General features: G+C 51.7%; 28 protein-coding genes. 24 read left to right on the top strand and 4 right to left on the bottom strand.

Going from position 1 to position 23383, the window contains the following annotated elements; translation table 11 throughout:
* Positions 1-3: 3 nt before the first annotated feature.
* The 3 genes from Q9J32_RS05215 to Q9J32_RS05225 are packed head-to-tail and all read left to right on the top strand — an operon-like array spanning position 4 to position 1767.
* Positions 4-156: a hypothetical protein gene (locus tag Q9J32_RS05215; RefSeq protein WP_301882884.1), complete on the top strand. Its 153-nt coding sequence runs from the start codon at positions 4-6 to the stop codon at positions 154-156.
* A complete protein-coding gene (locus tag Q9J32_RS05220; RefSeq protein WP_301882885.1) occupies positions 149-1567 on the top strand; it encodes a transferrin-binding protein-like solute binding protein in 1419 nt (472 codons plus the stop codon). The genes Q9J32_RS05215 and Q9J32_RS05220 overlap by 8 nt, the downstream gene beginning before the upstream one ends.
* Positions 1568-1572: 5 nt before the next feature.
* On the top strand, positions 1573-1767 hold the full coding sequence (locus Q9J32_RS05225) for a hypothetical protein (protein ID WP_301882887.1): 195 nt from the start codon (positions 1573-1575) through the stop codon (positions 1765-1767).
* A 93-nt stretch (positions 1768-1860) separates the two neighbouring features.
* Here the strand turns inward: Q9J32_RS05225 and Q9J32_RS05230 are convergent, their stop codons facing one another.
* The 4 genes from Q9J32_RS05230 to argG form a co-directional block, all read right to left on the bottom strand.
* On the bottom strand, positions 1861-1986 hold the full coding sequence (locus Q9J32_RS05230; RefSeq protein ID WP_301882890.1) for a hypothetical protein: 126 nt from the start codon (positions 1984-1986) through the stop codon (positions 1861-1863).
* A 74-nt stretch (positions 1987-2060) separates the two neighbouring features.
* Positions 2061-2276: a hypothetical protein gene (locus Q9J32_RS05235; RefSeq protein ID WP_301882892.1), complete on the bottom strand. Its 216-nt coding sequence runs from the start codon at positions 2274-2276 to the stop codon at positions 2061-2063.
* Positions 2269-2484, bottom strand: a complete 216-nt coding sequence (locus Q9J32_RS05240; RefSeq protein WP_002218233.1) for a DUF4177 domain-containing protein — start codon at positions 2482-2484, stop codon at positions 2269-2271. Before Q9J32_RS05240 ends, Q9J32_RS05235 begins: the two co-directional genes overlap by 8 nt.
* Positions 2485-2690: 206 nt before the next feature.
* Entirely contained in the window at positions 2691-4034 is a 1344-nt protein-coding gene (gene argG, locus Q9J32_RS05245) for an argininosuccinate synthase (protein WP_301882893.1), read from the bottom strand.
* 124 nt (positions 4035-4158) lie between these two features.
* Between argG and Q9J32_RS05250 the strand changes: the two genes are divergently transcribed.
* The 21 genes from Q9J32_RS05250 to nuoN all read left to right on the top strand — a co-directional run bounded on the left by Q9J32_RS05250 (position 4159) and on the right by nuoN (position 23328).
* Positions 4159-4959, top strand: coding sequence for a competence/damage-inducible protein A (locus tag Q9J32_RS05250; RefSeq protein ID WP_301882897.1), 801 nt, complete (start codon positions 4159-4161; stop codon positions 4957-4959).
* 39 nt (positions 4960-4998) lie between these two features.
* Positions 4999-5985 carry a S49 family peptidase gene (locus Q9J32_RS05255; protein ID WP_301882898.1) on the top strand — a complete coding sequence of 329 codons (987 nt, stop codon included), beginning with the start codon at positions 4999-5001 and terminating at the stop codon, positions 5983-5985.
* 378 nt (positions 5986-6363) lie between these two features.
* Positions 6364-6720, top strand: a complete 357-nt coding sequence (locus tag Q9J32_RS05260) for an NADH-quinone oxidoreductase subunit A (RefSeq protein ID WP_096111425.1) — start codon at positions 6364-6366, stop codon at positions 6718-6720.
* Entirely contained in the window at positions 6711-7193 is a 483-nt protein-coding gene (locus tag Q9J32_RS05265) for a NuoB/complex I 20 kDa subunit family protein (protein WP_002215610.1), read from the top strand. The genes Q9J32_RS05260 and Q9J32_RS05265 overlap by 10 nt, the downstream gene beginning before the upstream one ends.
* A 12-nt stretch (positions 7194-7205) precedes the next feature.
* Complete coding sequence (locus Q9J32_RS05270) at positions 7206-7799, top strand: NADH-quinone oxidoreductase subunit C (protein ID WP_301882901.1); 594 nt, start codon at positions 7206-7208, stop codon at positions 7797-7799.
* Entirely contained in the window at positions 7789-9045 is a 1257-nt protein-coding gene (gene nuoD / locus Q9J32_RS05275) for an NADH dehydrogenase (quinone) subunit D (RefSeq protein ID WP_003747872.1), read from the top strand. Before Q9J32_RS05270 ends, nuoD begins: the two co-directional genes overlap by 11 nt.
* Entirely contained in the window at positions 9045-9518 is a 474-nt protein-coding gene (nuoE, locus tag Q9J32_RS05280) for an NADH-quinone oxidoreductase subunit NuoE (protein WP_301882904.1), read from the top strand. Before nuoD ends, nuoE begins: the two co-directional genes overlap by 1 nt.
* Positions 9519-9618: 100 nt before the next feature.
* Entirely contained in the window at positions 9619-10194 is a 576-nt protein-coding gene (locus Q9J32_RS05285; protein ID WP_301882906.1) for an excalibur calcium-binding domain-containing protein, read from the top strand.
* Positions 10195-10255: 61 nt separating this feature from the next.
* Complete coding sequence (locus tag Q9J32_RS05290; protein WP_019272035.1) at positions 10256-10378, top strand: hypothetical protein; 123 nt, start codon at positions 10256-10258, stop codon at positions 10376-10378.
* A complete protein-coding gene (gene nuoF, locus Q9J32_RS05295) occupies positions 10354-11655 on the top strand; it encodes an NADH-quinone oxidoreductase subunit NuoF (RefSeq protein WP_301882909.1) in 1302 nt (433 codons plus the stop codon). Before Q9J32_RS05290 ends, nuoF begins: the two co-directional genes overlap by 25 nt.
* Entirely contained in the window at positions 11655-12092 is a 438-nt protein-coding gene (locus Q9J32_RS05300) for a hypothetical protein (RefSeq protein WP_002215619.1), read from the top strand. The genes nuoF and Q9J32_RS05300 overlap by 1 nt, the downstream gene beginning before the upstream one ends.
* 289 nt (positions 12093-12381) lie before the next feature.
* On the top strand, positions 12382-14643 hold the full coding sequence (gene nuoG / locus Q9J32_RS05305) for an NADH-quinone oxidoreductase subunit NuoG (RefSeq protein WP_304666413.1): 2262 nt from the start codon (positions 12382-12384) through the stop codon (positions 14641-14643).
* 2 nt (positions 14644-14645) lie between these two features.
* On the top strand, positions 14646-15722 hold the full coding sequence (gene nuoH / locus Q9J32_RS05310; RefSeq protein WP_002216340.1) for an NADH-quinone oxidoreductase subunit NuoH: 1077 nt from the start codon (positions 14646-14648) through the stop codon (positions 15720-15722).
* An 80-nt stretch (positions 15723-15802) separates the two neighbouring features.
* Complete coding sequence (gene nuoI / locus Q9J32_RS05315) at positions 15803-16282, top strand: NADH-quinone oxidoreductase subunit NuoI (RefSeq protein ID WP_002218650.1); 480 nt, start codon at positions 15803-15805, stop codon at positions 16280-16282.
* Between the two features lie 11 nt (positions 16283-16293).
* Complete coding sequence (locus Q9J32_RS05320) at positions 16294-16965, top strand: NADH-quinone oxidoreductase subunit J (RefSeq protein ID WP_003750564.1); 672 nt, start codon at positions 16294-16296, stop codon at positions 16963-16965.
* Positions 16962-17267 carry an NADH-quinone oxidoreductase subunit NuoK gene (gene nuoK, locus Q9J32_RS05325; RefSeq protein WP_003759427.1) on the top strand — a complete coding sequence of 102 codons (306 nt, stop codon included), beginning with the start codon at positions 16962-16964 and terminating at the stop codon, positions 17265-17267. The genes Q9J32_RS05320 and nuoK overlap by 4 nt, the downstream gene beginning before the upstream one ends.
* 31 nt (positions 17268-17298) lie before the next feature.
* Complete coding sequence (fic, locus tag Q9J32_RS05330) at positions 17299-17874, top strand: protein adenylyltransferase Fic (RefSeq protein WP_118997799.1); 576 nt, start codon at positions 17299-17301, stop codon at positions 17872-17874.
* A gap of 56 nt (positions 17875-17930) precedes the next feature.
* Positions 17931-18215 (top strand): hypothetical protein, encoded by a 285-nt coding sequence (locus Q9J32_RS05335; RefSeq protein ID WP_025458230.1) that lies wholly within the window; start codon positions 17931-17933, stop codon positions 18213-18215.
* A 45-nt stretch (positions 18216-18260) separates the two neighbouring features.
* The gene (nuoL, locus tag Q9J32_RS05340; protein ID WP_301882914.1) at positions 18261-20285 is read left to right on the top strand and encodes an NADH-quinone oxidoreductase subunit L; all 2025 of its coding nucleotides are present in this window, start codon (positions 18261-18263) and stop codon (positions 20283-20285) included.
* Positions 20286-20379: 94 nt separating this feature from the next.
* Positions 20380-21876: an NADH-quinone oxidoreductase subunit M gene (locus Q9J32_RS05345; protein WP_301882915.1), complete on the top strand. Its 1497-nt coding sequence runs from the start codon at positions 20380-20382 to the stop codon at positions 21874-21876.
* A 9-nt stretch (positions 21877-21885) separates the two neighbouring features.
* On the top strand, positions 21886-23328 hold the full coding sequence (gene nuoN, locus Q9J32_RS05350; RefSeq protein ID WP_301669439.1) for an NADH-quinone oxidoreductase subunit NuoN: 1443 nt from the start codon (positions 21886-21888) through the stop codon (positions 23326-23328).
* The last annotated feature ends 55 nt before the right edge of the window (positions 23329-23383 follow it).

A 23383-nucleotide genomic window follows, 5' to 3' on the forward strand; every position in this document is an offset into this window, starting at 1 on the left:
GCTATGCCGTCTGAAGCCCGTTTGGCGTTCAGACGGCATATTTTTACAATTTTATGGGCATATGGCGGAAACAATACCGGCTGCCTTATTGAATATGTTTCAACACACAGGGCGATACATAAAGCACCGCCCTATGAAGGAGATGATGATGTTTAAACGCAGTGTGATTGCAATGGCTTGTATTTTTGCCCTTTCAGCCTGTGGGGGCGGCGGTGGCGGATCGCCCGATGTCAAGTCGGCGGACACGCCGTCAAAACCTGCCGCCCCTGTTGTTTCTGAAAAAGAGACAGAGGCAAAGGAAGATGCGCCACAGGCAGGTTCTCAAGGACAGGGCGCGCCATCCGCACAAGGTAGTCAAGATATGGCGGCGGTTTCGGAAGAAAATACAGGCAATGGCGGTGCGGCAACAGCGGATAATCCCAAAAATGAAGACGAGGGGGCGCAAGATGATATGCCGCAAAAAGCCGCCGATACAGATAGTTTGACACCGAATCACACCCCGGCTCCGAATATGCCGGCCGGAAATATGGAAAACCAACCGGATATGGCAAATACGGCGGACGGAATGCAGGGGGACGATCCGTCGGCAGGGGAAAATGCCGGCAATACGGCTGCCCAAGGTGCAAATCAAGCCGGAAACAATCAAGCCGCCGGTTCTTCAGATCCCACCCCCGCGTCAAACCCTGCCACTACGAATAGCGGCGGCGATTTTGGAAGGACGAACGTGGCTAATGGCGTTTTGATTGACGGGCCGTCGCAAAATATAACGTTAACCCATTGTAAAGACAAAGTATGCAGTAGAGATTTATTAGCTGAAGAAGTACTGCTAAAATCAGAATTTGAATCGTTAGATGATTCTGGGCGAATTAATAAATATAAAAAAGATGGACAGGATAAATTTACTAATTTGGTTGCGACAGAAGTTAAAGCTAATGGAACTAACAAATATGTCATCATTTATAAAGACAAGTCCACTTCATCTGCGCGAGTTAGGCGTTCTGCACGGTCGAGGAGGTCGCTTCCGACCGAGATGCCGCTAATCCCCGTCAATCAGGCGGATACGCTGATTGTCGATGGGGAAGCGGTCATCCTGACGGGGCATTCCGGCAATATCTTCGCGCCCGAAGGAAATTACCGGTATCTGACTTACGGGGCGGAAAAATTACCCGGCGGATCGTATGCCCTCCGTGTGCAAGGCGAACCGGCAAAAGGCGAAATGCTTGCGGGCGCGGCCGTGTACAACGGCGAAGTACTGCATTTCCATACGGAAAACGGCCGTCCGTACCCGACTAGGGGCAGGTTTGCCGCAAAAGTCGATTTCGGCAGCAAATCTGTGGACGGCATTATCGACAGCGGCGATGATTTGCATATGGGTACGCAAAAATTCAAAGCCGCCATCGATGGAAACGGCTTTAAGGGGACTTGGACGGAAAATGGCAGCGGGGATGTTTCCGGAAAGTTTTACGGCCCGGCCGGCGAGGAAGTGGCGGGAAAATACAGCTATCGCCCGACAGATGCGGAAAAGGGCGGATTCGGCGTGTTTGCCGGCAAAAAAGAGCAGGATTGATGCTGATGCCGTCTGAAGCGCAGGTATTCATTACGGCGGGACGACGCGTTCAAATCATCAAACAAGCCCCCGAAAAAGGCGGCATCCCAAAATCCGGCACTGAAATTGCCGCGCGTATCGGCGGCATCCCGCCGCCGTCCGGGGAAACTGTCGGCAGCAGCCTTCCGCAGCCTCCCCGCCCGCCTTTTCCGGGCTGTTGAAATATGGAAATAAAGCACAGGCCGTCTGAATGTTCAGACGGCCTGTTTTTTCAACGGCTGTGTTTTAACAAAAAGAATTTCATCGGTATTTACTTAACGCTTGAACACCTGCCCCTCGGGACGGCGGCAGGGTTCGGGCCGGTTGGGGAAAGGCATCGCCTTTCTGAATCGGTGCGGTACGACGGGGTGCGCCTTATGTGCCGAAAGGGTTTGCGGCAACGGTATGCCGTCTGAAGCGGGGGCGTTCAGACGGCATTGTGATGTTTGGGTCGCGGATCCGGTTCAAATCCGCATCAGTTGATAAACCCGTCGTCTTTCATTTTCTTTTCGGAAAAATACTGGCCGCATACCAGCAGGGCGGTGAGGATGATGACAAACAGCCCCGCCATAGTCAGTGTGATTTTGAAGAACAATTCCGCTTCGAGAAAAGAAAACCAGAGTTGCACAATCAGCAGCAGCACCCAGCCGGCAAACAGTCCGAGACAGGCATAAACGCCGAGCTTAAACACGGTCCCGCTCCAAAATGACGACGTAGGCTTCGCGTTTGAAAAACAGCAGCATACGGCGCAAATCTTTTTCCATCGTTACGACCCGCCAGCCTTCGGGGGTCTGTTTGTTGAGGAACGCGCTGAAATTGACGGGGTTGACTTTTGCCGCGCCGAAAAACAGGCTGGACAACAGGCTTTCCTGATAAATGACGACTTTGTATTCTTTCATCGTATTTCCTTTTCGGTTGAAACACCGCCCTTTGGGGCGGCAGGATCAGACTTTATTTGGGAGGGGCGTAACCCCTTCCAAATCAGGACGATACATAGGGCGGTGCTTTATGTGTCGTCCTGTGTGTTGAAACATAGGATTCCTTTAACTAAGGGATTGCCTTTTCAGACAATCCCTTAAATTGCAGCGATGCAATGCGGCGAAACTTATTGCTTATTACCCAACTGCGGCAATACCGAACCTTCGCCCAGCGACAACAAACCACTTTGCGAGTAGATGCCCAGTTTGGCGCGGGTGTCGGTGATGTCGAGGTTGCGCATCGTGAGCTGTCCGATGCGGTCGAGCGGGGTAAACGCCGCACCTTCGACTTTTTCCATACTCAGGCGTTCGGGTTGGTAGGTCAGGTTGGGCGATTCGGTGTTCAGAATCGAGTAGTCGTTGCCGCGCCGCAGTTCGAGGGTAACTTCGCCGGTGATGGCTTTGGCGACCCAGCGTTGGGCGGTTTCGCGCAACATCAGGGCTTGGCTGTCGAACCAGCGGCCTTGGTAGAGCAAACGTCCGAGGCGCAGGCCGTTGATGCGGTATTGTTCGATGGTGTCTTCGTTGTGGATGCCGGTCACCAAGCGTTCGTAGGCGATGTGGAACAATGCCATTACCGGGGCTTCGTAGATGCCGCGTGATTTGGCTTCGATGATGCGGTTTTCGATTTGGTCGCTCATACCCAGGCCGTGGCGGCCGCCGATGCGGTTGGCTTCGAGGAAGAGTTCGACGGGGTCGGCGTATTCTTTGCCGTTCAATGCAACCGGCACGCCTTCTTCAAAGCGCACGCTGACTTCTTCGGGTTTGACTTCGACGTTTTCGTCCCAGAAGGCAACGCCCATAATGGGTTTGACGATTTTGATGCCCGAGTTCAAAAATTCCAAGTCTTTGGCTTCGTGGGTCGCGCCGAGCATATTGGAATCGGTAGAGTAGGCTTTTTCAACCGACATTTTGTAGTTGAAGCCGTTGGCAATCAGAAATTCGCTCATTTCGTGGCGGCCGCCGAGTTCGTCGATAAATTGTTGGTCGAGCCAGGGTTTGTAGATTTTCAGCGCGGGATTGGTGAGCAAACCGTAGCGGTAGAAACGCTCGATGTCGTTGCCTTTGTAGGTGCTGCCGTCGCCCCAGATATTCACATCGTCTTCTTTCATGGCGGAAACGAGCATGGTGCCGGTTACGGCGCGGCCCAGAGGCGTGGTGTTGAAGTAGGCGATGCCGCCGGTGGAAACGTGGAACGCGCCGCATTGGATGGCGGCGATGCCCTCGTGTGCCAACTGCGCGCGGCAGTCGATTAGGCGGGCGTTTTCCGCACCGTATTCCATCGCTTTTTTGGGAATGGCGTTGTAGTCGTCTTCGTCGGGCTGACCAAGGTTGGCGGTGTAGGCGTAAGGCAGCGCGCCTTTGAGTTTCATCCACAACAGCGCGGCGGAGGTATCAAGTCCGCCGGAGAAGGCGATACCGACTTTTTGACCGACGGGGAGGTTTTGTAAAATAGTATGGTTTTGGCTCATGAAAAAATCCTCGATAGCTTGAAAAATCAAAGCCATTATCTTATAAATAGAAAATATTGTCAGCCATCATGCCGTCTGAACGAGTATTCCGCCGTTTCAGGCGGTATTTAAAACCGAAAATATTATGAATGCGTTCAACCTCATCATCATCGGCGACGAAATCCTGCACGGCAGCCGTCAAGACAAGCATTTCGCCTTTTTCAAATCCCTGCTCGAATCCAAAGGGCTGAAGCTCAATCAGGTGCAATATCTGCCCGACGAACCCGATTTGCTGGTCAGGCAACTGCGCCGCAGCTTTTCAGACGGCATACCGACGTTTGTTACCGGCGGCATCGGTGCCACGCCCGACGACCACACGCGTCAAGCCGCGGCTGCTGCTTTGGATTTGCCCGTCGTCCGCCATCCTGAAGCCGCCAAGTTTATCGAAGGCATAACCCAGAAACGCGGCGAGCCGCTTGATTCGCCGGAACACGCCCAACGCCTGAAAATGGCAGATTTTCCCGAAGGCGCGGAATTGGTGCCCAATCCGTTTAACAACATCGCCGGATTTTCTATCCGCGAGCATTATTTTTTCCCCGGCTTCCCCGTGATGGCGCACCCGATGGCGGAATGGGTATTGGAAACTTATTACGCCGACCGCTTCAACCAAACCGAACGCGGCAGCCGCAGCGTGTATGTGTTTGAGCAGCCCGAATCGCGCATTACGCCGCTTATGGAGCATATCGAGCAAACTTATCCCGGCGTGCGTTCGTACAGCCTGCCCAGCGTCGGTTGGACGCATTCAGACGGCACGCAGGTCAAACCGCACATTGAGTTCGGCATCAAAGCCGAAGGAGAAGCCGTCAACCTTTTGGACGCGGCGTGGGCGGAAGTGTTGCACAGCTTGGACGGATTGGGAGCAGAGCTGAAAAATCGGGTAAACTGAAAACCGTTTGCCCAAATCGGACGATATTTAAGGAAAACCATGCAATACCGAATCAGAAGAGAAAACGAAGCACCCGAAGCAAAAAATACGGGGGAAACCTTATGGGAGCGCGACATTATGCGCGAAGTGCTGCTGTCCGCCTATCGGGACAGGCGCAGGGAGCGGATGTGGAAAAACATCTGGCGCGCCGTCAGCACCCTGATTCTGGTTGCCCTGATTGCAGGCATTTTCCGAAAAGACGAAGCCGCATTGCAGTTGGCGGGCAACACGCCGCATACCGCAGTCGTCAACCTGTACGGCGAAATCGGCAACGGCGTAGAAGACCAGGTCAAAAAACTCAAAGACGGTATGGAGGCCGCCTACAAAAACCCGCAGGCAAAAGCCATCGTCATCCGCGCCAACAGCCCCGGCGGTTCGCCCGTCGTGTCCAACACCGCTTTTGAAGAAATACGCCGTCTGAAGGCGCAGCACCCCGGCATCCCCGTTTATCTCGTGGCAGAGGATATGTGCGCGTCCGGCTGCTACTACATCGCGGCGGCGGCGGACAAAATCTATGCCGACCCGTCCAGCATCGTCGGCAGTATCGGCGTTATCGGCAGCAGTTTCGACGCGACCGGCCTGATGGAAAAAATCGGCGTGAAACGCAGGGTTAAAATTGCGGGCAGCAACAAAGGAATGGGCGATCCGTTTTCTCCCGAAACGCCCGAACAGGCGAAAATCTGGGAAGAAATGCTGACCGGCATACACGGCGAATTTATCAAAGCCGTCAAAACCGGACGCGGCGGCCGCCTCAAATTCCGACAATATCCCGACGTGTTCAGCGGTCGCGTGTACACAGGCGCAGACGCGCTGAAAGTCGGGCTGGTGGACGGACTCGGCAATATTTACAGCGTGGCGCGAGACGTGGTCAAAGCCCCTGATGTGGTGGATTACACTCCGAAGGACGATTTCGGCAGAATCTTGGGCAGACGCTTCGGCGCAGAACTCAAAGCAAGTGTTTCGGAAGCCCTGCAATCCCTCCAATAACGCTTTCCGCCGGATATGGTGGTTTAAATTCAAACCACTATACCGATGCCGTCTGAAAGGTTTTCAGACGGCATTTTTTGCATGGTAGGGTGGTATTTGTGAAACGGTAATATGAAAACAGAACGCTTGTCGCGCGGTTTGTACCGTGCCGGTCTATACGAAGGCAGTAATAAAGATAGAAACGTTTTGTTTTTATAGGATTGGCGCGAAACAGACGGTCCGGCGTTCTTGAAATCAAATAAGAATCGTTATCATAACATGATTGTATTTATTGGGTTTTTTTGGGCGTTTTGCCGATATTTACCTTTTAATGGTTTTTGAAATTCGCTAAAATACGAAATTATTGTAGAAATTTTGTTAACGGATTTGGGTGTAACCATGTTGTCCGCTTACTTTCCCGTTTTTGTCTTTATCCTCGTCGGCCTCGCGGCCGGCGTGCTGTTTATCCTGCTCGGCACGATTTTGGGCCCGAAACGCCACTACGCCGAAAAAGACGCGCCTTACGAATGCGGTTTTGAAGCCTTTGAAAACGCGAGGATGAAGTTCGACGTGCGCTATTACCTCGTCGCCATCCTCTTCATCCTGTTTGATTTGGAGGTTGCGTTTATGCTGCCGTGGGCAGTGGTATTTAAAGAATTGGGTACATACGGCTTCTGGTCTATGCTGGTGTTTATCGTCGTTCTGACGGTAGGCTTTGTTTACGAATGGAAAAAAGGTGCGCTGGAATGGGAATAGAAGGCGTTTTGAAAAAAGGTTTCATCACCACCAGCGCGGATACGGTGCTGAACTATATGCGTACCGGTTCATTGTGGCCGGTTACTTTCGGCTTGGCCTGCTGCGCCGTGGAAATGATGCACGCGGGTATGGCGCGTTACGACCTTGACCGTTTCGGCATTATTTTCCGTCCGTCCCCCCGTCAGGCAGACCTGATGATTGTGGCGGGTACGCTCACCAATAAAATGGCGCCTGCACTGCGCCGCGTGTACGACCAGCTCGCCGAGCCGCGCTGGGTATTGTCCATGGGCTCGTGTGCCAACGGCGGCGGCTATTACCACTATTCTTATTCCGTCGTGCGCGGTGCCGACCGCGTCGTGCCGGTAGACGTTTACGTGCCGGGTTGTCCGCCGACTGCGGAAGCCCTGATTTACGGCCTGATTCAGCTCCAGCAAAAAATCAAGCGCACTTCCACCATCGCGCGTGACGAGTAAGGAGAGGACGATATGGCAAGCATTCAAAACTTATACGAGACCGTCGTCGGCGTGCTTGGCGATCAGGCAAGCAAAGTCATTTCCGCTTTAGGCGAGATTACCGTCGAGTGTCTGCCCGAACACTATGTTTCAGTGATGACTACGTTGCGCGACCATGAAGAACTGCATTTCGAGCTTTTGGTCGATTTGTGCGGCGTCGATTACAGCACTTACAAAAATGAAGCATGGCAGGGCAAGCGCTTTGCCGTCGTCAGCCAGCTTCTTTCCGTTAAAAACAATCAGCGCATCCGCGTGCGCGTTTGGGTTTCAGACGACGACTTCCCCGTAGTTGAATCCGTAGTCGATATTTACAACAGCGCGGATTGGTACGAGCGCGAAGCCTTCGATTTGTACGGCATTATGTTCAACAACCATCCCGACCTGCGCCGCATCCTGACCGATTATGGTTTTGTCGGACATCCTTTCCGTAAAGACTTCCCGATTTCCGGCTATGTGGAAATGCGTTACGACGAAGAGCAAAAACGCGTGATTTACCAACCTGTTACCATCGAGCCGCGCGAAATCACGCCGCGTATCGTCCGTGAGGAGAACTACGGTGGCCAATAAATTAAGAAACTACACCATCAACTTCGGCCCGCAACACCCTGCGGCGCACGGCGTATTGCGCATGATCTTGGAGCTGGACGGCGAACAAATCGTCCGTGCCGATCCGCATATCGGCCTCTTGCACCGAGGCACAGAGAAACTGGCGGAAACCAAAACCTATCTGCAAGCCCTGCCCTATATGGACCGCTTGGACTACGTTTCCATGATGGTCAACGAGCAGGCATATTGCTTGGCGGTAGAAAAACTTGCCGGTATCGATGTACCAATCCGCGCCCAATACATCCGCGTGATGTTCGCCGAAGTAACGCGCATCCTCAATCACTTGATGGGCATCGGTTCGCACGCCTTCGACATCGGCGCGATGACCGCCATCCTTTACGCCTTCCGTGACCGCGAAGAGCTGATGGACTTGTACGAAGCCGTGTCCGGCGCACGTATGCACGCCGCCTACTTCCGTCCCGGCGGCGTTTACCGCGACCTGCCCGACTTTATGCCCAAATACGAGAGCAGCAAATTCCGCAACGCCAAAGTATTGAAGCAGCTCAACGAATCCCGCGAAGGCACCATGCTCGACTTTATCGATGCCTTCTGTGAACGTTTCCCGAAAAACATCGACACACTCGAAACCCTCCTGACCGACAACCGTATTTGGAAACAGCGTACCGTCGGCATCGGCGTTGTTACTCCCGAGCGCGCCATGCAAAAAGGCTTTACCGGAGTGATGTTGCGCGGTTCTGGCGTGGAATGGGATGTGCGTAAGAAACAGCCTTACGAAGTGTACGACAAAATGGATTTCGATATTCCCGTCGGTGTGAACGGCGACTGCTACGACCGTTACCTTTGCCGTATGGAAGAAATGCGTCAATCCGTACGCATCATCAAACAATGTTCCGAGTGGTTGCGTGTTAATCCGGGTCCGGTCATTACCACAAACCACAAATTCGCTCCGCCCAAACGTACCGAAATGAAAACAGGTATGGAAGACCTGATTCATCATTTCAAACTCTTCACCGAGGGTATGCACGTTCCCGAGGGCGAGACCTACACCGCTGTCGAACATCCGAAAGGCGAGTTCGGCGTTTACATCATTTCAGACGGCGCAAACAAACCCTACCGCCTGAAAATCCGCGCACCCGGCTTCGCCCACCTACAAGGCATGGACGAAATGGCAAAAGGCCACATGCTGGCCGACGTTGTTGCCATCATCGGTACGCAGGACATCGTATTCGGGGAGGTTGACCGATAATGTTATCCGCAGAATCCTTAAAACAAATTGATATTGAGTTGGCAAAATATCCTGCCGACCAACGCCGTTCCGCCATCATGGGCGCGTTGCGTATCGCCCAAACCGAAAAAGGCTGGCTTGCTCCCGAGACCATCGCCTTTGTTGCAGACTATATCGGCATCTCGCCTGCACAAGCCTACGAAGTCGCTACTTTCTACAATATGTACGACCTTGAGCCCGTCGGCAAATACAAACTGACCGTTTGTACCAACCTGCCCTGTGCCCTGCGTGGCGGCATGGATACCGGCGAATACCTGAAGAAAAAACTCGGTATCGGCTACGGCGAAACTACGCCCGACGGCAAATTCACCCTTGTCGAAGGCGAATGCATGGGCGCGTGCGGCGATGCTCCGGTCATGCTGGTCAACAACCACAGCATGTGCGGCTTTATGACTGAAGAGGCGATTGAGAAAAAATTAGCAGAATTAGAATAGATTGTCCGAACACATTAGGTTTGTAATCAAACTTAACCGGTTATTCCAAAATTCTAAATTGTGATTTTAAAAAGTAACAATAAAAAAAGGGGAGTGCTTCATGAGAGGGGTAATTGTCAAGTGGGATGACGAAAAAGGTTATGGTTTTATACGGATAGATGGCGGTAACAAAGAAATTTTCTGCCATATTTCTGACTTTTCCCCAAGAAACCCGCGTCCTGAGATTAACGAGGCGGTTGGTTTTGAAGTGGTTTCAGATGACAAGGGAAGATTTTCTGCACAACAGATACGCTATCTGAATCAGGAGCGTGCAGTTTCTCCCGGATACCGCAAGAAACATCGAAAAGACGAGGAATCTCCCACTTCGATTGTTCAGGTTGTGCTGTCTTTGTTGGTCGGTTTACTGCTTGTTTCGGTAATTGGCTATGAGGCGTATCAATATGCGTCAGAGAAGCTGACTCCGAAACAGGAAAATACGTCGGTTAAAACGCAAGTATTACCCGAAATAAAACGGCAGCAGCCCGACAGCAGCCCATACCGTTGCGACGGCAGGCAATATTGCTCACAAATGACTTCGTGCGAAGAAGCCAAATGGTTCGTAAGGAACTGTTCCGATACCAAGATGGACGGCGATGGCGACGGCATTCCGTGTGAAGATATGTGCAGCGGATGGTAATTTTGATTGATGACGGGAAGAACAAACGCAGGTTTGGTTCAGATTAAACGAAGACAGGAAAATGCCGTCTGAAAACAGACAAACCGTTTCAGACGGCATCAGGAACATTGAGACGGCAGGCAGCCGCAACCGATACGAAAACGAACAGGCACACCAAAAATGGCTATTTACCAATCAGGCGTGATTTTTGACCAAGTGGATACCGCCAATCCCGACTGCTGGACATTGGACGAATACGTCAAACGTGGCGGCTATACCGCCCTGCGTAAAATCTTGTCCGAAAACATCTCGCAAAGCGATGTGATTGACGAGGTCAAAGCCTCCGGCTTGCGCGGCCGTGGCGGTGCGGGCTTCCCGACCGGTTTGAAATGGAGCTTTATGCCCCGTTCCTTCCCCGGCGAAAAATACGTCGTCTGCAATACCGACGAAGGCGAGCCGGGTACATTTAAAGACCGCGACATCATCATGTTCAACCCACATGCCCTGATTGAAGGCATGATTATCGCCGGTTACGCGATGGGCGCGAAAGCAGGCTACAACTACATTCACGGCGAAATTTTCGAAGGCTACCAACGCTTTGAGGCCGCACTCGCCCAAGCGCGTGCCGCAGGCTTTTTGGGTAAAAATATTTTGGGTTCGGATTTTGAGTTTGAACTCTTCGCCCACCACGGCTACGGCGCATATATTTGCGGTGAAGAAACCGCATTGCTCGAATCGCTGGAAGGCAAAAAAGGCCAGCCGCGCTTTAAGCCGCCATTCCCTGCTTCGTTCGGCCTGTACGGCAAACCGACCACCATCAACAATACCGAAACGTTCTCCTCCGTCCCCTTCATTATCCGTGACGGCGGACAGGCATTTGCCGATAAAGGTATTCCGAATGCAGGCGGTACCAAATTGTTCTGTATTTCCGGCCATGTCGAGCGTCCGGGCAACTATGAAGTGCCATTGGGTACGCCGTTTGCCGAAGTCCTGAAAATGGCGGGAGGTATGCGCGGCGATAAAAAACTTAAAGCCGTTATTCCCGGCGGTTCGTCCGCGCCGGTTTTGCCTGCCGACATCATGATGCAGACCAATATGGACTATGACTCGATTTCCAAAGCAGGCTCGATGCTGGGTTCCGGCGCGATTATCGTGATGGACGAAGACGTGTGCATGGTCAAAGCCCTTGAGCGCCTGAGCTACTTCTACTACGACGAGTCTTGCGGCCAATGTACGCCTTGCCGAGAAGGTACGGGCTGGCTTTACCGCATCGTCCACCGCATCGTAGAAGGCAAAGGCCGCATGGAAGACTTGGATCTGCTGGATTCTGTCGGCAACCAAATGGCAGGCCGCACCATCTGCGCCCTTGCCGATGCCGCCGTCTTCCCTGTCCGCAGCTTTACCAAGCATTTCCGTGATGAGTTTGTGCATTACATTGAGCACGGCGGGCCGATGAAAGAGCATAAGTGGGGAGGGTGGTAATGGTGGAAGCTAAAATTTTTATTCTATACGGTGCAGCTAACAAAGGTAAGAGTACGACACTCAATACGCTTTTTAATCAGATTTGTCGGAAATTTTCTAAATTTCTAGTCTTTTTTGAAAGACATGGAAACGGCTTAGATTTTGTTGCAGTATTTGATCATGAAGGTCAGAGGATTGGTTTTTATTCATCTGGTGATAATGAATACGAGGTTAGGAGAAATTTATACAAACTTTATTCGCATAATTGTGATTTTATTTTTGGCACGTCAAGGACACGGGGTGGTAGTTGCGATGCAGTAGGATGTTATGCAGAGTTATTGCATGGCGATGTAAATATAATTAATTGGTGTGAAAAGTTTGAGCCTACGGATGAAGACAATGAGCGTGCTGTTAAAGAGTTATTTAAGTCATTTAAAAATATAATAAATGAGTTATAGTTTTAGTTGGTTTTATATTGGTTAAAAGCAAAATGCTAAAAATTTAACTTTGCCGTCATTCCCGCGTAGGCGGGAATCCATAGTGGAATTTACAGAACCCGATATTTGAAAAGCAGTTGCCAAAATTCAAAAAATGGATTCCCGCCTACGCGGGAATGACGGCAAGGTGGCAGTAAACGTTTTCAACAGTATTGATTGTCAATGAAACTCAAAAGGTCGTCTGAAACCCATTTTTCAGACGATCTCCATAAAAAATTATTTATTAAATACCCGTAACTAGGAACGAACCATGTTACAAATCGAAATCGACGGCAAACAGGTATCTGTGGAGCAGGGCGCGACGGTGATTGAAGCCGCGCACAAGCTCGGTACTTATATCCCGCATTTCTGTTACCACAAAAAACTTTCCATCGCCGCCAACTGCCGTATGTGTCTGGTGGACGTGGAAAAAGCCCCCAAACCCCTGCCCGCCTGTGCCACGCCGGTAACGGACGGCATGATTGTGCGCACACATTCGGCAAAAGCCCGAGAGGCGCAAGAAGGTGTGATGGAGTTTCTGCTCATCAACCATCCGCTTGATTGTCCGACCTGCGATCAAGGCGGCGAATGCCAGTTGCAGGATTTGGCGATGGGCTACGGCAAAAATACCAGCCGCTACACCGAAGAAAAACGTTCCGTCGTCGGCAAAGACATGGGTCCTTTGATTTCCGCCGAGGAAATGAGCCGTTGTATCCACTGTACCCGTTGCGTGCGTTTCACTGAAGAAATCGCCGGCGTGCAAGAAATCGCTATGGCCAATCGCGGCGAACATTCCGAAATCATGCCTTTTATCGGCAAAGCAGTGGAAACCGAATTGTCAGGCAACGTCATCGATTTGTGTCCTGTCGGCGCATTGACCAGCAAACCGTTCCGCTTCAACGCGCGTACTTGGGAATTGAACCGCCGCAAATCCGTTTCCGCCCATGACGCTTTGGGCAGCAACCTGATTGTACAAACCAAAGACCATACCGTCCGCCGCGTGTTGCCATTGGAAAACGAAGCCATCAACGAATGCTGGCTGTCTGACCGCGACCGTTTCGCCTACGAAGGCCTGTATCACGAAAGCCGTCTGAAAAACCCGAAAATCAAACAGGGCGGTGAGTGGATGGACGTGGATTGGAAAACCGCGTTGGAGTATGTCCGCAGCGCGATTGAATGTATCGCCAAAGACGGCAACCAAAACCAAGTCGGCATTTGGGCCAATCCAATGAATACGGTTGAAGAGCTGTATCTGGCCAAAAAACTTGCCGACGGCTTGGGTGTTAAAAACTTTGCCACCCGTTTGCGCCAACAAGACAAACGTCTTTCAGACGGCCTTAAAGGTGCGCAATGGTTGGGACAAAGCATCGAATCTTTGGCTGACAACGATGCCGTATTGGTAGTCGGTGCGAACCTGCGCAAAGAACAGCCGCTCCTGACCGCCCGCCTGCGCCGCGCCGCCAAAGACCGTATGGCCTTGAGCGTATTGGCCAGCAGTAAAGAAGAATTGTTTATGCCGCTTCTGTCTCAAGAAGCTGCACATCCCAACGAGTGGGCAGGCCGTCTGAAAAACCTGTCTGCGAATGCGGAACACGCCGTTACCGCCAGCCTGAAAAACGCTGAAAAAGCAGCGGTGATTTTGGGCGCGGAAGTGCAAAACCATCCCGATTACGCCGCGATTTACGCCGCCGCGCAAGAGCTGGCGGACGCGACCGGCGCGGTACTGGGCATTCTGCCGCAAGCTGCCAACAGCGTCGGTGCGGACGTTTTGGGCGTGAACTCGGGCGAGAGCGTTGCCGAAATGGCAAACGCGCCGAAACAGGCAGTCTTGTTACTCAACGTCGAACCGGAAATCGATACGGTTGACGGTGCAAAAGCCGTAGCCGCGTTGAAACAGGCGAAAAGCGTGATGGCGTTTACGCCGTTTGTCAGCGAAACGCTGCTGGACGTGTGCGACGTATTGCTGCCGATTGCGCCGTTTACCGAAACCTCGGGCAGCTTCATCAATATGGAAGGCCGTCTGCAATCCTTCCACGGCGTCGTTCAGGGCTTCGGCGACTCGCGTCCGCTGTGGAAAGTGTTGCGCGTATTGGGCAATTTGTTTGACCTGAAAGGTTTTGAATACCACGATACCGCTTCGATTCTGAAAGACGCGCTGGATGCAGAAAGCCTGCCGTCCAAACTGGACAACCGCAGCACATGGGCAGGGGAGGGCGTTCAGACGGCCTCAGACCGCCTCGTCCGTGTCGGCGGCGTCGGTATTTATCACACTGATTCTATCGTGCGCCGTTCCGCACCGTTGCAAGAAACCGGCCATGCCGCCGTGCCCGCCGCGCGTGTCAATCCGAACACTTTGGCACGCTTGGGCCTGCAAGACGGACAAACTGCTGTCGCCAAACAAAACGGCGCAAGCGTATCGGTTGCCGTCAAAGCCGATGCCGGACTGCCTGAAAACGTGGTGCATCTGCCGCTGCATACCGAAAATGCCGCGCTGGGTGCGTTGATGGACACTATTGAACTGGCGGGAGCTTGATCATGCAAGAATGGTTCCAAAACCTCTTTGCCGCAACGCTCGGTCTGGGCGATTTGGGTATCACCGTGGGCTTGGTGGTATCCGTCATCGTCAAAATCGTGATTATCCTGATTCCGCTGATTCTGACCGTTGCCTACCTGACATATTTCGAACGTAAAGTCATCGGCTTTATGCAGCTTCGCGTCGGCCCGAACGTAACCGGCCCGTGGGGTCTGATTCAGCCGTTTGCCGACGTGTTCAAACTCTTGTTTAAAGAAGTAACCCGTCCGAAGCTGTCAAACAAAGCCTTGTTCTACATCGGCCCGATTATGTCGCTCGCCCCGTCTTTCGCGGCATGGGCGGTGATTCCGTTCAACGAAGAATGGGTGCTGACCAATATCAATATCGGCCTTTTGTACATCCTGATGATTACCTCGCTGTCGGTTTACGGCGTGATCATCGCGGGCTGGGCTTCCAACTCCAAATATTCGTTCTTGGGCGCAATGCGTGCTTCCGCGCAAAGCATTTCCTACGAGATTGCCATGAGTGCCGCGCTGGTGTGCGTCGTGATGGTATCGGGCAGCATGAACTTCTCCGACATCGTTGCCGCACAAGCCAAAGGTATTGCCGGCGGTTCGGTATTCTCTTGGAACTGGCTGCCGCTCTTCCCCATCTTCATCGTCTATCTGATTTCCGCCGTTGCCGAAACCAACCGCGCGCCGTTTGATGTGGCAGAGGGTGAGTCTGAAATCGTTGCCGGTCACCACGTCGAATATTCCGGCTTCGCGTTCGCGCTGTTCTTCCTTGCCGAATACATTTTCATGATTCTGATTGCCGCGCTGACCTCGCTGATGTTCCTCGGTGGCTGGCTGTCTCCGTTCCCGCAAAGCTGGGGCTTTATCGGTACGCCTTCCGCATTCTGGATGTTTGTGAAAATGGCGGCGGTGCTGTACTGGTACCTGTGGATCCGTGCAACCTTCCCACGCTACCGTTACGACCAAATCATGCGTTTGGGCTGGAAAGTGCTGATTCCGATCGGCTTCGCCTACATCGTGATTTTGGGCGTGTGGATGATTTCACCGCTGAATTTGTGGAAATAAGTTTCAGACGGCATCTTGAGGCCGTCTGAACAAAGCGATTTTGAATACCTAACGAAATCCCTGTTTTGAGGGAACATAATATGGCTAACTTAGTAAAAACCTTTCTGCTTGGCGAATTGGTAAAAGGCTTGGGCGTAACGCTCAAAAACTTTTTTGCCCGCAAAGACACGATTTATTTCCCCGAAGAGAAAACGCCGCAATCCGTGCGTTTCCGCGGTCTGCACGCGCAACGCCGTTATCCGAACGGCGAAGAGCGTTGTATCGCGTGTAAATTGTGCGAGGCGGTGTGTCCGGCAATGGCGATTAACATCGAATCGGAAGAACGCGAAGACGGTACGCGCCGCACCAAGCGTTACGACATCGACCTGACCAAGTGCATCTTCTGCGGTTTCTGCGAAGAGGCCTGCCCGACCGATGCGATTGTGGAAACCCATATTTTTGAATACCACGGCGAGAAAAAAGGCGACTTGCACATGACCAAGCCGATTCTTTTGGCCATTGGCGATAAATACGAAGCTGAAATCGCCAAACGCAAAGCCGCTGACGCGCCGTATCGTTAAGGAGCAGACGAATGACTTTTTCCGCGATTCTGTTCTATATTCTTGCCGCCATCGTTTTGTACGGTGCGGTTCGTACCGTCACCGCTAAAAACCCTGTACATGCCGCTTTGCATCTGGTGCTGACCTTCTGCGTGAGCGCGATGCTTTGGATGCTGATGCAGGCTGAGTTTTTGGGCGTTACGCTGGTGGTGGTTTACGTCGGCGCCGTAATGGTGTTGTTCCTGTTCGTTGTGATGATGTTGAACATCGACATTGAAGAAATGCGCGCCGGTTTCTGGCGTCATGCGCCGGTTGCCGGCGTGGTCGGCACATTGTTGGCGGTTGCCCTGATCCTGATTCTGGTCAACCCGAAAACCGACCTGGCCGCATTTGGTCTGATGAAAGACATTCCGGCCGATTACAACAATATCCGCGATTTGGGCAGCCGTATTTATACCGACTACCTGTTGCCATTTGAATTGGCGGCGGTATTGCTGCTGTTGGGTATGGTGGCGGCGATTGCGCTGGTTCATCGTAAAACCACCAATCCGAAACGTATGGATCCTGCCGACCAAGTTAAAGTACGCGCCGACCAAGGCCGTATGCGTCTGGTGAAAATGGAAGCGGTCAAACCGCAAGTCGAATCTGCCGAAGAAAGCGAAGTTTCAGACGGCCTCAAGCCGGAAGGGGAGGGCAAAGCATGATTACCTTGACGCATTATCTGGTATTGGGTGCGCTCCTGTTCGGTATCAGCGCAATGGGTATCTTTATGAACCGCAAAAACGTGCTGGTATTGCTGATGTCCATCGAGCTGATGCTCTTGGCGGTGAACTTCAACTTTATCGCCTTCTCGCAACATTTGGGCGATACTGCCGGACAAATTTTCGTATTCTTCGTATTAACCGTTGCCGCTGCCGAATCTGCCATCGGTTTGGCGATTATGGTGCTGGTGTACCGTAACAGAAAAACAATCAACGTTGCCGATTTGGATGAGTTGAAAGGGTAAGGAGGTTGGGTCGAGGCCCAACAAGGCGCCTATGCCGTCTGAAAACCCGATAGGAAAAACGATGAAGTCCATAGACGAACAAAGCCTGCACAATGCCCGCCGCCTGTTTGAAAGCGGCGATATTGACCGTATCGAAGTCGGTACCACCGCGGGTCTGCAACAGATTCACCGTTACCTGTTCGGCGGCTTATATGATTTTGCGGGTCAAATCAGGGAAGACAACATTTCCAAAGGCGGTTTCCGTTTTGCCAACGCCATGTATCTGAAAGAGGCTTTGGCTAAAATCGAGCAGATGCCCGAGCGGACTTTTGAAGAAATCATCGCCAAATATGTTGAAATGAACATTGCCCATCCGTTTTTGGAGGGTAATGGCAGAAGTACCCGCATCTGGCTGGACTTGGTGCTGAAGAAAAACCTGAAAAAAGTCGTGAACTGGCAAAATGTAAGCAAAACCCTGTATTTGCAGGCGATGGAACGCAGCCCCGTCAACGATTTAGAACTGCGCTTTCTGTTAAAGGACAACCTGACTGACGATGTGGACAACCGTGAAATCATTTTTAAAGGTATTGAGCAGTCATATTATTACGAAGGGTATGAGAAAGGTTGAATGCCGTCTGAAAGCGGGTTCGGACGGTTTCGGACGACCTCAGAAGGGAAACGTTCATGATTACGGTAATCATATTATTGATATTCGGTAAAATGCAGGAGTATTACGCAGACCGTTCCGCCACATGGATGTGGGCGGCAGCTTTTGCTGTTGTGATTTCGTTATTCTCCTTGGCGGGCGGAATTTTTGCCGCACTCATTAGCGGCGCGATTTCCGGATTGTACGCATGGGCCTATTTTTTTCTGCTGCGACGGTTCACCGACAATCTGCCTGTTTGGGTCTTGATTTATGCTGCCGGTGCTATTTTGCCCTTACTGTTGGTTTTTTCTCGGGTGGCTTAACCCTTCCCTTGAACGTGAATTTTTAAATCGATTAGGTTCAATCAAATGAACGACATGACTTTATATCTCATCATTGCCCTCGTGCCTTTGGCAGGCTCGCTGATTGCGGGTTTGTTCGGCAACAAAATTGGACGTGCCGGTGCGCATACCGTAACAATATTCGGTGTGGCGGTGTCTGCCGTGCTGTCGGCTTATGTGCTGTGGGGATTCCTCAATGGCAGCCGTGCCAAGTTTGATGAGAACGTCTATACCTGGCTGACGATGGGCGGTTTGGATTTCTCCGTCGGCTTCTTGGTCGATACGATGACGGCGATGATGATGGTCGTGGTAACGGGCGTGTCGTTGATGGTGCATATCTACACCATCGGCTATATGCACGATGAAAAAGTCGGCTACCAACGCTTCTTCAGCTATATTTCTTTGTTTACTTTCAGCATGTTGATGCTGATTATGAGCAACAACTTCATCCAGCTTTTCTTCGGTTGGGAAGCGGTGGGTTTGGTGTCGTACCTTTTGATCGGTTTCTATTTCAAACGTCCGAGCGCAACATTTGCCAACCTGAAAGCCTTTTTGATCAACCGTGTCGGCGACTTCGGCTTTTTGCTCGGTATCGGCTTGGTGCTTGCCTATTTCGGCGGCAGCCTGCGCTATCAAGATGTATTCGCTTATCTGCCCAACGTACAAAATGCCACTATCCAATTGTTCCCCGGTGTGGAATGGTCTTTGATTACCGTAACCTGTTTGCTCTTGTTTGTCGGTGCGATGGGTAAATCGGCTCAATTCCCGCTGCACGTTTGGCTGCCTGATTCGATGGAAGGCCCGACACCGATTTCCGCATTGATTCACGCCGCAACCATGGTTACCGCCGGTCTGTTCATGGTATCGCGCATGTCGCCGATTTATGAGATGAGCAGCACTGCGTTGTCTGTCATCATGGTAATCGGTGCGATTACCGCCCTGTTTATGGGCTTCTTGGGCGTGATTCAAAACGACATCAAACGTGTGGTTGCGTATTCCACCCTGTCGCAACTGGGCTATATGACTGTGGCTCTGGGTGCGTCTGCCTATTCCGTGGCAATGTTCCACGTGATGACTCACGCTTTCTTTAAAGCCTTGTTGTTCTTGGCGGCGGGTAGCGCGATTATCGGTATGCACCATGACCAAGATATGCGCCACATGGGCAATCTGAAAAAATACATGCCGATTACTTGGCTGACCATGTTGATCGGTAACCTGTCGCTGATTGGTACGCCGTTCTTCTCCGGCTTCTATTCCAAAGATTCGATTATCGAAGCAGCGAAATACAGCACCCTGCCGGGCAGCGGCTTTGCCTATTTTGCCGTCCTTGCCAGCGTGTTTGTTACCGCGTTTTACGCATTCCGACAATACTTTATGGTATTCCACGGCGAAGAAAAATGGCGCAGCCTGCCCGAACACCATTCAGACGGCCATGGCGAAGAACATCACGGCTTGGGTAAAAACGACAATCCGCACGAAAGTCCGCTGGTCGTTACCCTGCCGCTGATTCTGCTTGCGATTCCGTCCGTCATCATCGGCTACATCGCCATCGAGCCTATGCTTTACGGCGATTTCTTCAAAGACGTGATTTTCGTTAATGCTGACGCGCATCCGACCATGCACATCATGAAGGAAGAGTTCCACGGCGCATTGGCAATGGTGTCGCACAGCCTGCATTCGCCTGTACTCTACCTTGCTATCGCAGGTGTCTTGAGCGCATGGCTTTTGTACGTCAAACTGCCGCACCTGCCCGCGAAAATCGCGCAGGCGTTCCGTCCGATTTACGTTTTGTTTGAAAACAAATACTACCTCGATGCCCTGTATTTCAACGTCTTTGCCAAAGGCACGCGCGCGTTGGGCACTTTCTTCTGGAAAGTCGGCGATACCGCCATTATCGACAACGGTATCGTCAACGGTTCCGCCAAACTGGTCGGCGCGATTGCCGCGCAAGTGCGTAAAGTCCAAACCGGCTTCATCTATACCTATGCCGCCGCTATGGTATTCGGCGTATTGGTCTTGCTCGGTATGACCTTCTGGGGATTGTTCCGATAAGGATGAGGCTTCAGACGGCCTTAAACCTTCAGGCCGTCTGAAACGAAGAAATATCCACATAAACACATTTTATTTTAACCACAGGTTAACCACTATGTTTTCCAACTACCTACTCAGCTTGGCAATATGGATACCCATCGCCGCAGGTGTGCTGGTTTTGGCGACCGGTAAAGACAGCCGTGCGTCGCTGGCGCGTGTGCTTGCCTTCATGGGTGCGCTTGCCGGTTTCTTGGTAACGCTGCCCCTGTTTACCGGTTTCGACCGTTTGAGCGGCGGCTATCAGTTTACCGAGTTCCACGAGTGGATTCCGCTGCTGAAAATCAACTATGCATTGGGCGTGGATGGTATTTCAGTGCTCTTTATCATCTTGAATGCGTTTATTACACTGCTGGTGGTATTGGCCGGTTGGGAAGTCATTCAGAAACGTCCGGCGCAGTATATGGCGGCATTCCTGATGATGTCGGGTTTGATTAACGGCGCGTTTGCCGCTCAGGATGCGATTCTGTTTTATGTGTTCTTCGAGGGTATGCTGATTCCGCTGTACCTGATTATCGGTGTATGGGGCGGCCCGCGCCGCGTCTATGCGTCGGTCAAGCTGTTTCTCTATACGCTGATGGGTTCGCTCTTGATGCTGGTTGCCATGGTTTACCTGTACTATCAAACAGGCAGCTTCTCTATTGTCGATTTCCAAAACATCAAACAGATTCCGTTGGGCGTACAACAGCTTTTGTTTGTGGCGTTCTTCCTGTCATTTGCCGTAAAAGTGCCGATGTTCCCTGTGCACACTTGGTTGCCGGATGCCCACGTTGAAGCGCCGACCGGCGGTTCGATGGTGTTGGCGGCAATTACGCTGAAACTGGGTGCGTATGGTTTCTTGCGCTTTATCCTGCCGATTATGCCGGATGCGGCACGCTATTTTGCCCCTGTGATCATCGTATTGAGCCTGATTGCCGTGATTTACATCGGTATGGTGGCTTTGGTGCAAACCGATATGAAAAAACTGGTGGCGTACTCTTCTATCAGCCATATGGGTTTTGTCACTTTGGGTATGTTCCTGTTTGTGAACGGTCAATTGAATGATTGGGCATTGAAAGGCGCAATCATTCAAATGATTTCCCACGGTTTTGTGTCTGCCGCGATGTTTATGTGTATCGGTGTGATGTACGACCGCCTGCATACCCGCAATATTGCCGACTATGGCGGCGTGGTCAATGTGATGCCTAAGTTTGCGGCGTTTATGATGTTGTTTGGTATGGCCAATGCCGGTCTGCCTGCGACTTCCGGCTTCGTGGGCGAGTTTATGGTGATTATGGGCGCGGTTAAAGTGAATTTCTGGGTAGGCGCGTTGGCCGCCATGACCTTGATTTACGGTGCATCTTATACCCTGTGGATGTACAAACGCGTTATTTTTGGTGCAATCCACAATCCGCACGTTGCCGAAATGAAAGACATCAATTGCCGCGAATTTGCGATTTTGGCGATTTTGGCGGTTGCTGTTTTGGGCATGGGTCTGTATCCGCAAGCGTTTATCGAAGTGGTGCATCAAGCGGCAAACGATTTGATTGCCCATGTAGCACAAAGCAAGATTTGAGGTGTGTAAATGAACTGGTCTGATTTGAATTTAATGCCCGCCATGCCCGAAATCGTGCTGCTTGCGCTATTGGGTGTCGTATTGCTGGCAGATTTGTGGATTTGCGATAAAAACCGCTATCTGACCCATCTGATGAGTTTGGGAACGGTCATCATTGTGGCCGTTACCCAGTTGGCGGTATGGGAGCAGGGCAGTGTCGATGCCTTTCATGGTATGTATATTGCAGACGGCATGTCCCGTTTGGCAAAACTGGTGCTGTATGCACTGACGTTCGGTCTGTTTATTTACAGTAAACCCTACAACCAAGACCGCCAAATTTTTAAAGGCGAGTTTTATACCCTGTCGCTGTTTGCCCTGTTGGGTATGAGCGTCATGGTCAGCTCGGCACATTTCTTGACTGCGTATATTGGTTTGGAATTGTTGTCTTTGTCGCTGTACGCCATGATTGCTCTGCGCCGCGATTCCGGCCGCTCTGCCGAGGCCGCGCTGAAATACTTCGTATTGGGCGCGTTGGCCTCCGGTTTGTTGCTCTATGGCATTTCTATGGTTTACGGCGCCACTGGTTCTCTTGATTTTGCTTCCGTCTTGGCTTCTGCTTTCAATGAGCAGGCCAACGAGTGGTTGTTGAAATTGGGTATGGTGTTTATTGTAGTCGCCATTGCATTTAAATTGGGTGCGGTTCCATTCCATATGTGGGTGCCCGATGTGTACGATGGCGCGCCGACCTCTGTTACCGCCTTTGTGGGTACGGCTCCGAAAATTGCCGCTGTCGTCTTTGCGTTCCGTATCCTTGTTACCGGTATGGGTACCATACATTCAGACTGGGCGCCGATGTTGGCCATTCTTGCCGTCGCTTCTTTGGTGGTCGGTAACCTTGCCGCCATCATGCAAACCAATATCAAACGTATGCTTGCCTATTCCACCGTATCGCACATGGGCTTTATCCTGTTGGCGTTTATGGCAGGCGCGGTCGGCTTTACCGCAGGTTTGTATTACGCCATTACCTATGCTGTGATGGCGGCAGTCAGCTTCGGTGTTTTGATGGTATTGTCCACCAAAGACATTGAGTGTGAAAACATTAAAGACCTCGCGGGTCTTAACCAACGCCATGCATGGTTTGCCTTCCTGATGTTGCTGTCTATGTTCTCCATGGCAGGCATTCCGCCGCTGATGGGTTTCTACGCCAAATTCGGCGTGATTATGGCGCTCTTGAAACAAGGCCATGTTTGGTTGTCCGTATTTGCCGTCATCATGTCTCTGATTGGCGCGTTCTACTACCTGCGCGTGGTCAAAGTCATCTACTTCGATGCGCCTGACCATGACCAGCCGGTCGGCAGCAACTATGCCGCCAAATTTGTCCTGACGGTCAATGCCTTCCTGCTGCTTCTCTGGGGCATCATGCCGCAAACCGTTATCGACTGGTGCGCCAAGGCGCTGGAAAATACGCTGTAATATTCGGTATCATCACGGCAGCCGTATCAGAGGTTGCCGTTTTATTTAAGGTTAC

Source organism: Neisseria uirgultaei (genome assembly GCF_962719845.1).
Lineage (GTDB): Bacteria > Pseudomonadota > Gammaproteobacteria > Burkholderiales > Neisseriaceae > Neisseria > Neisseria bergeri.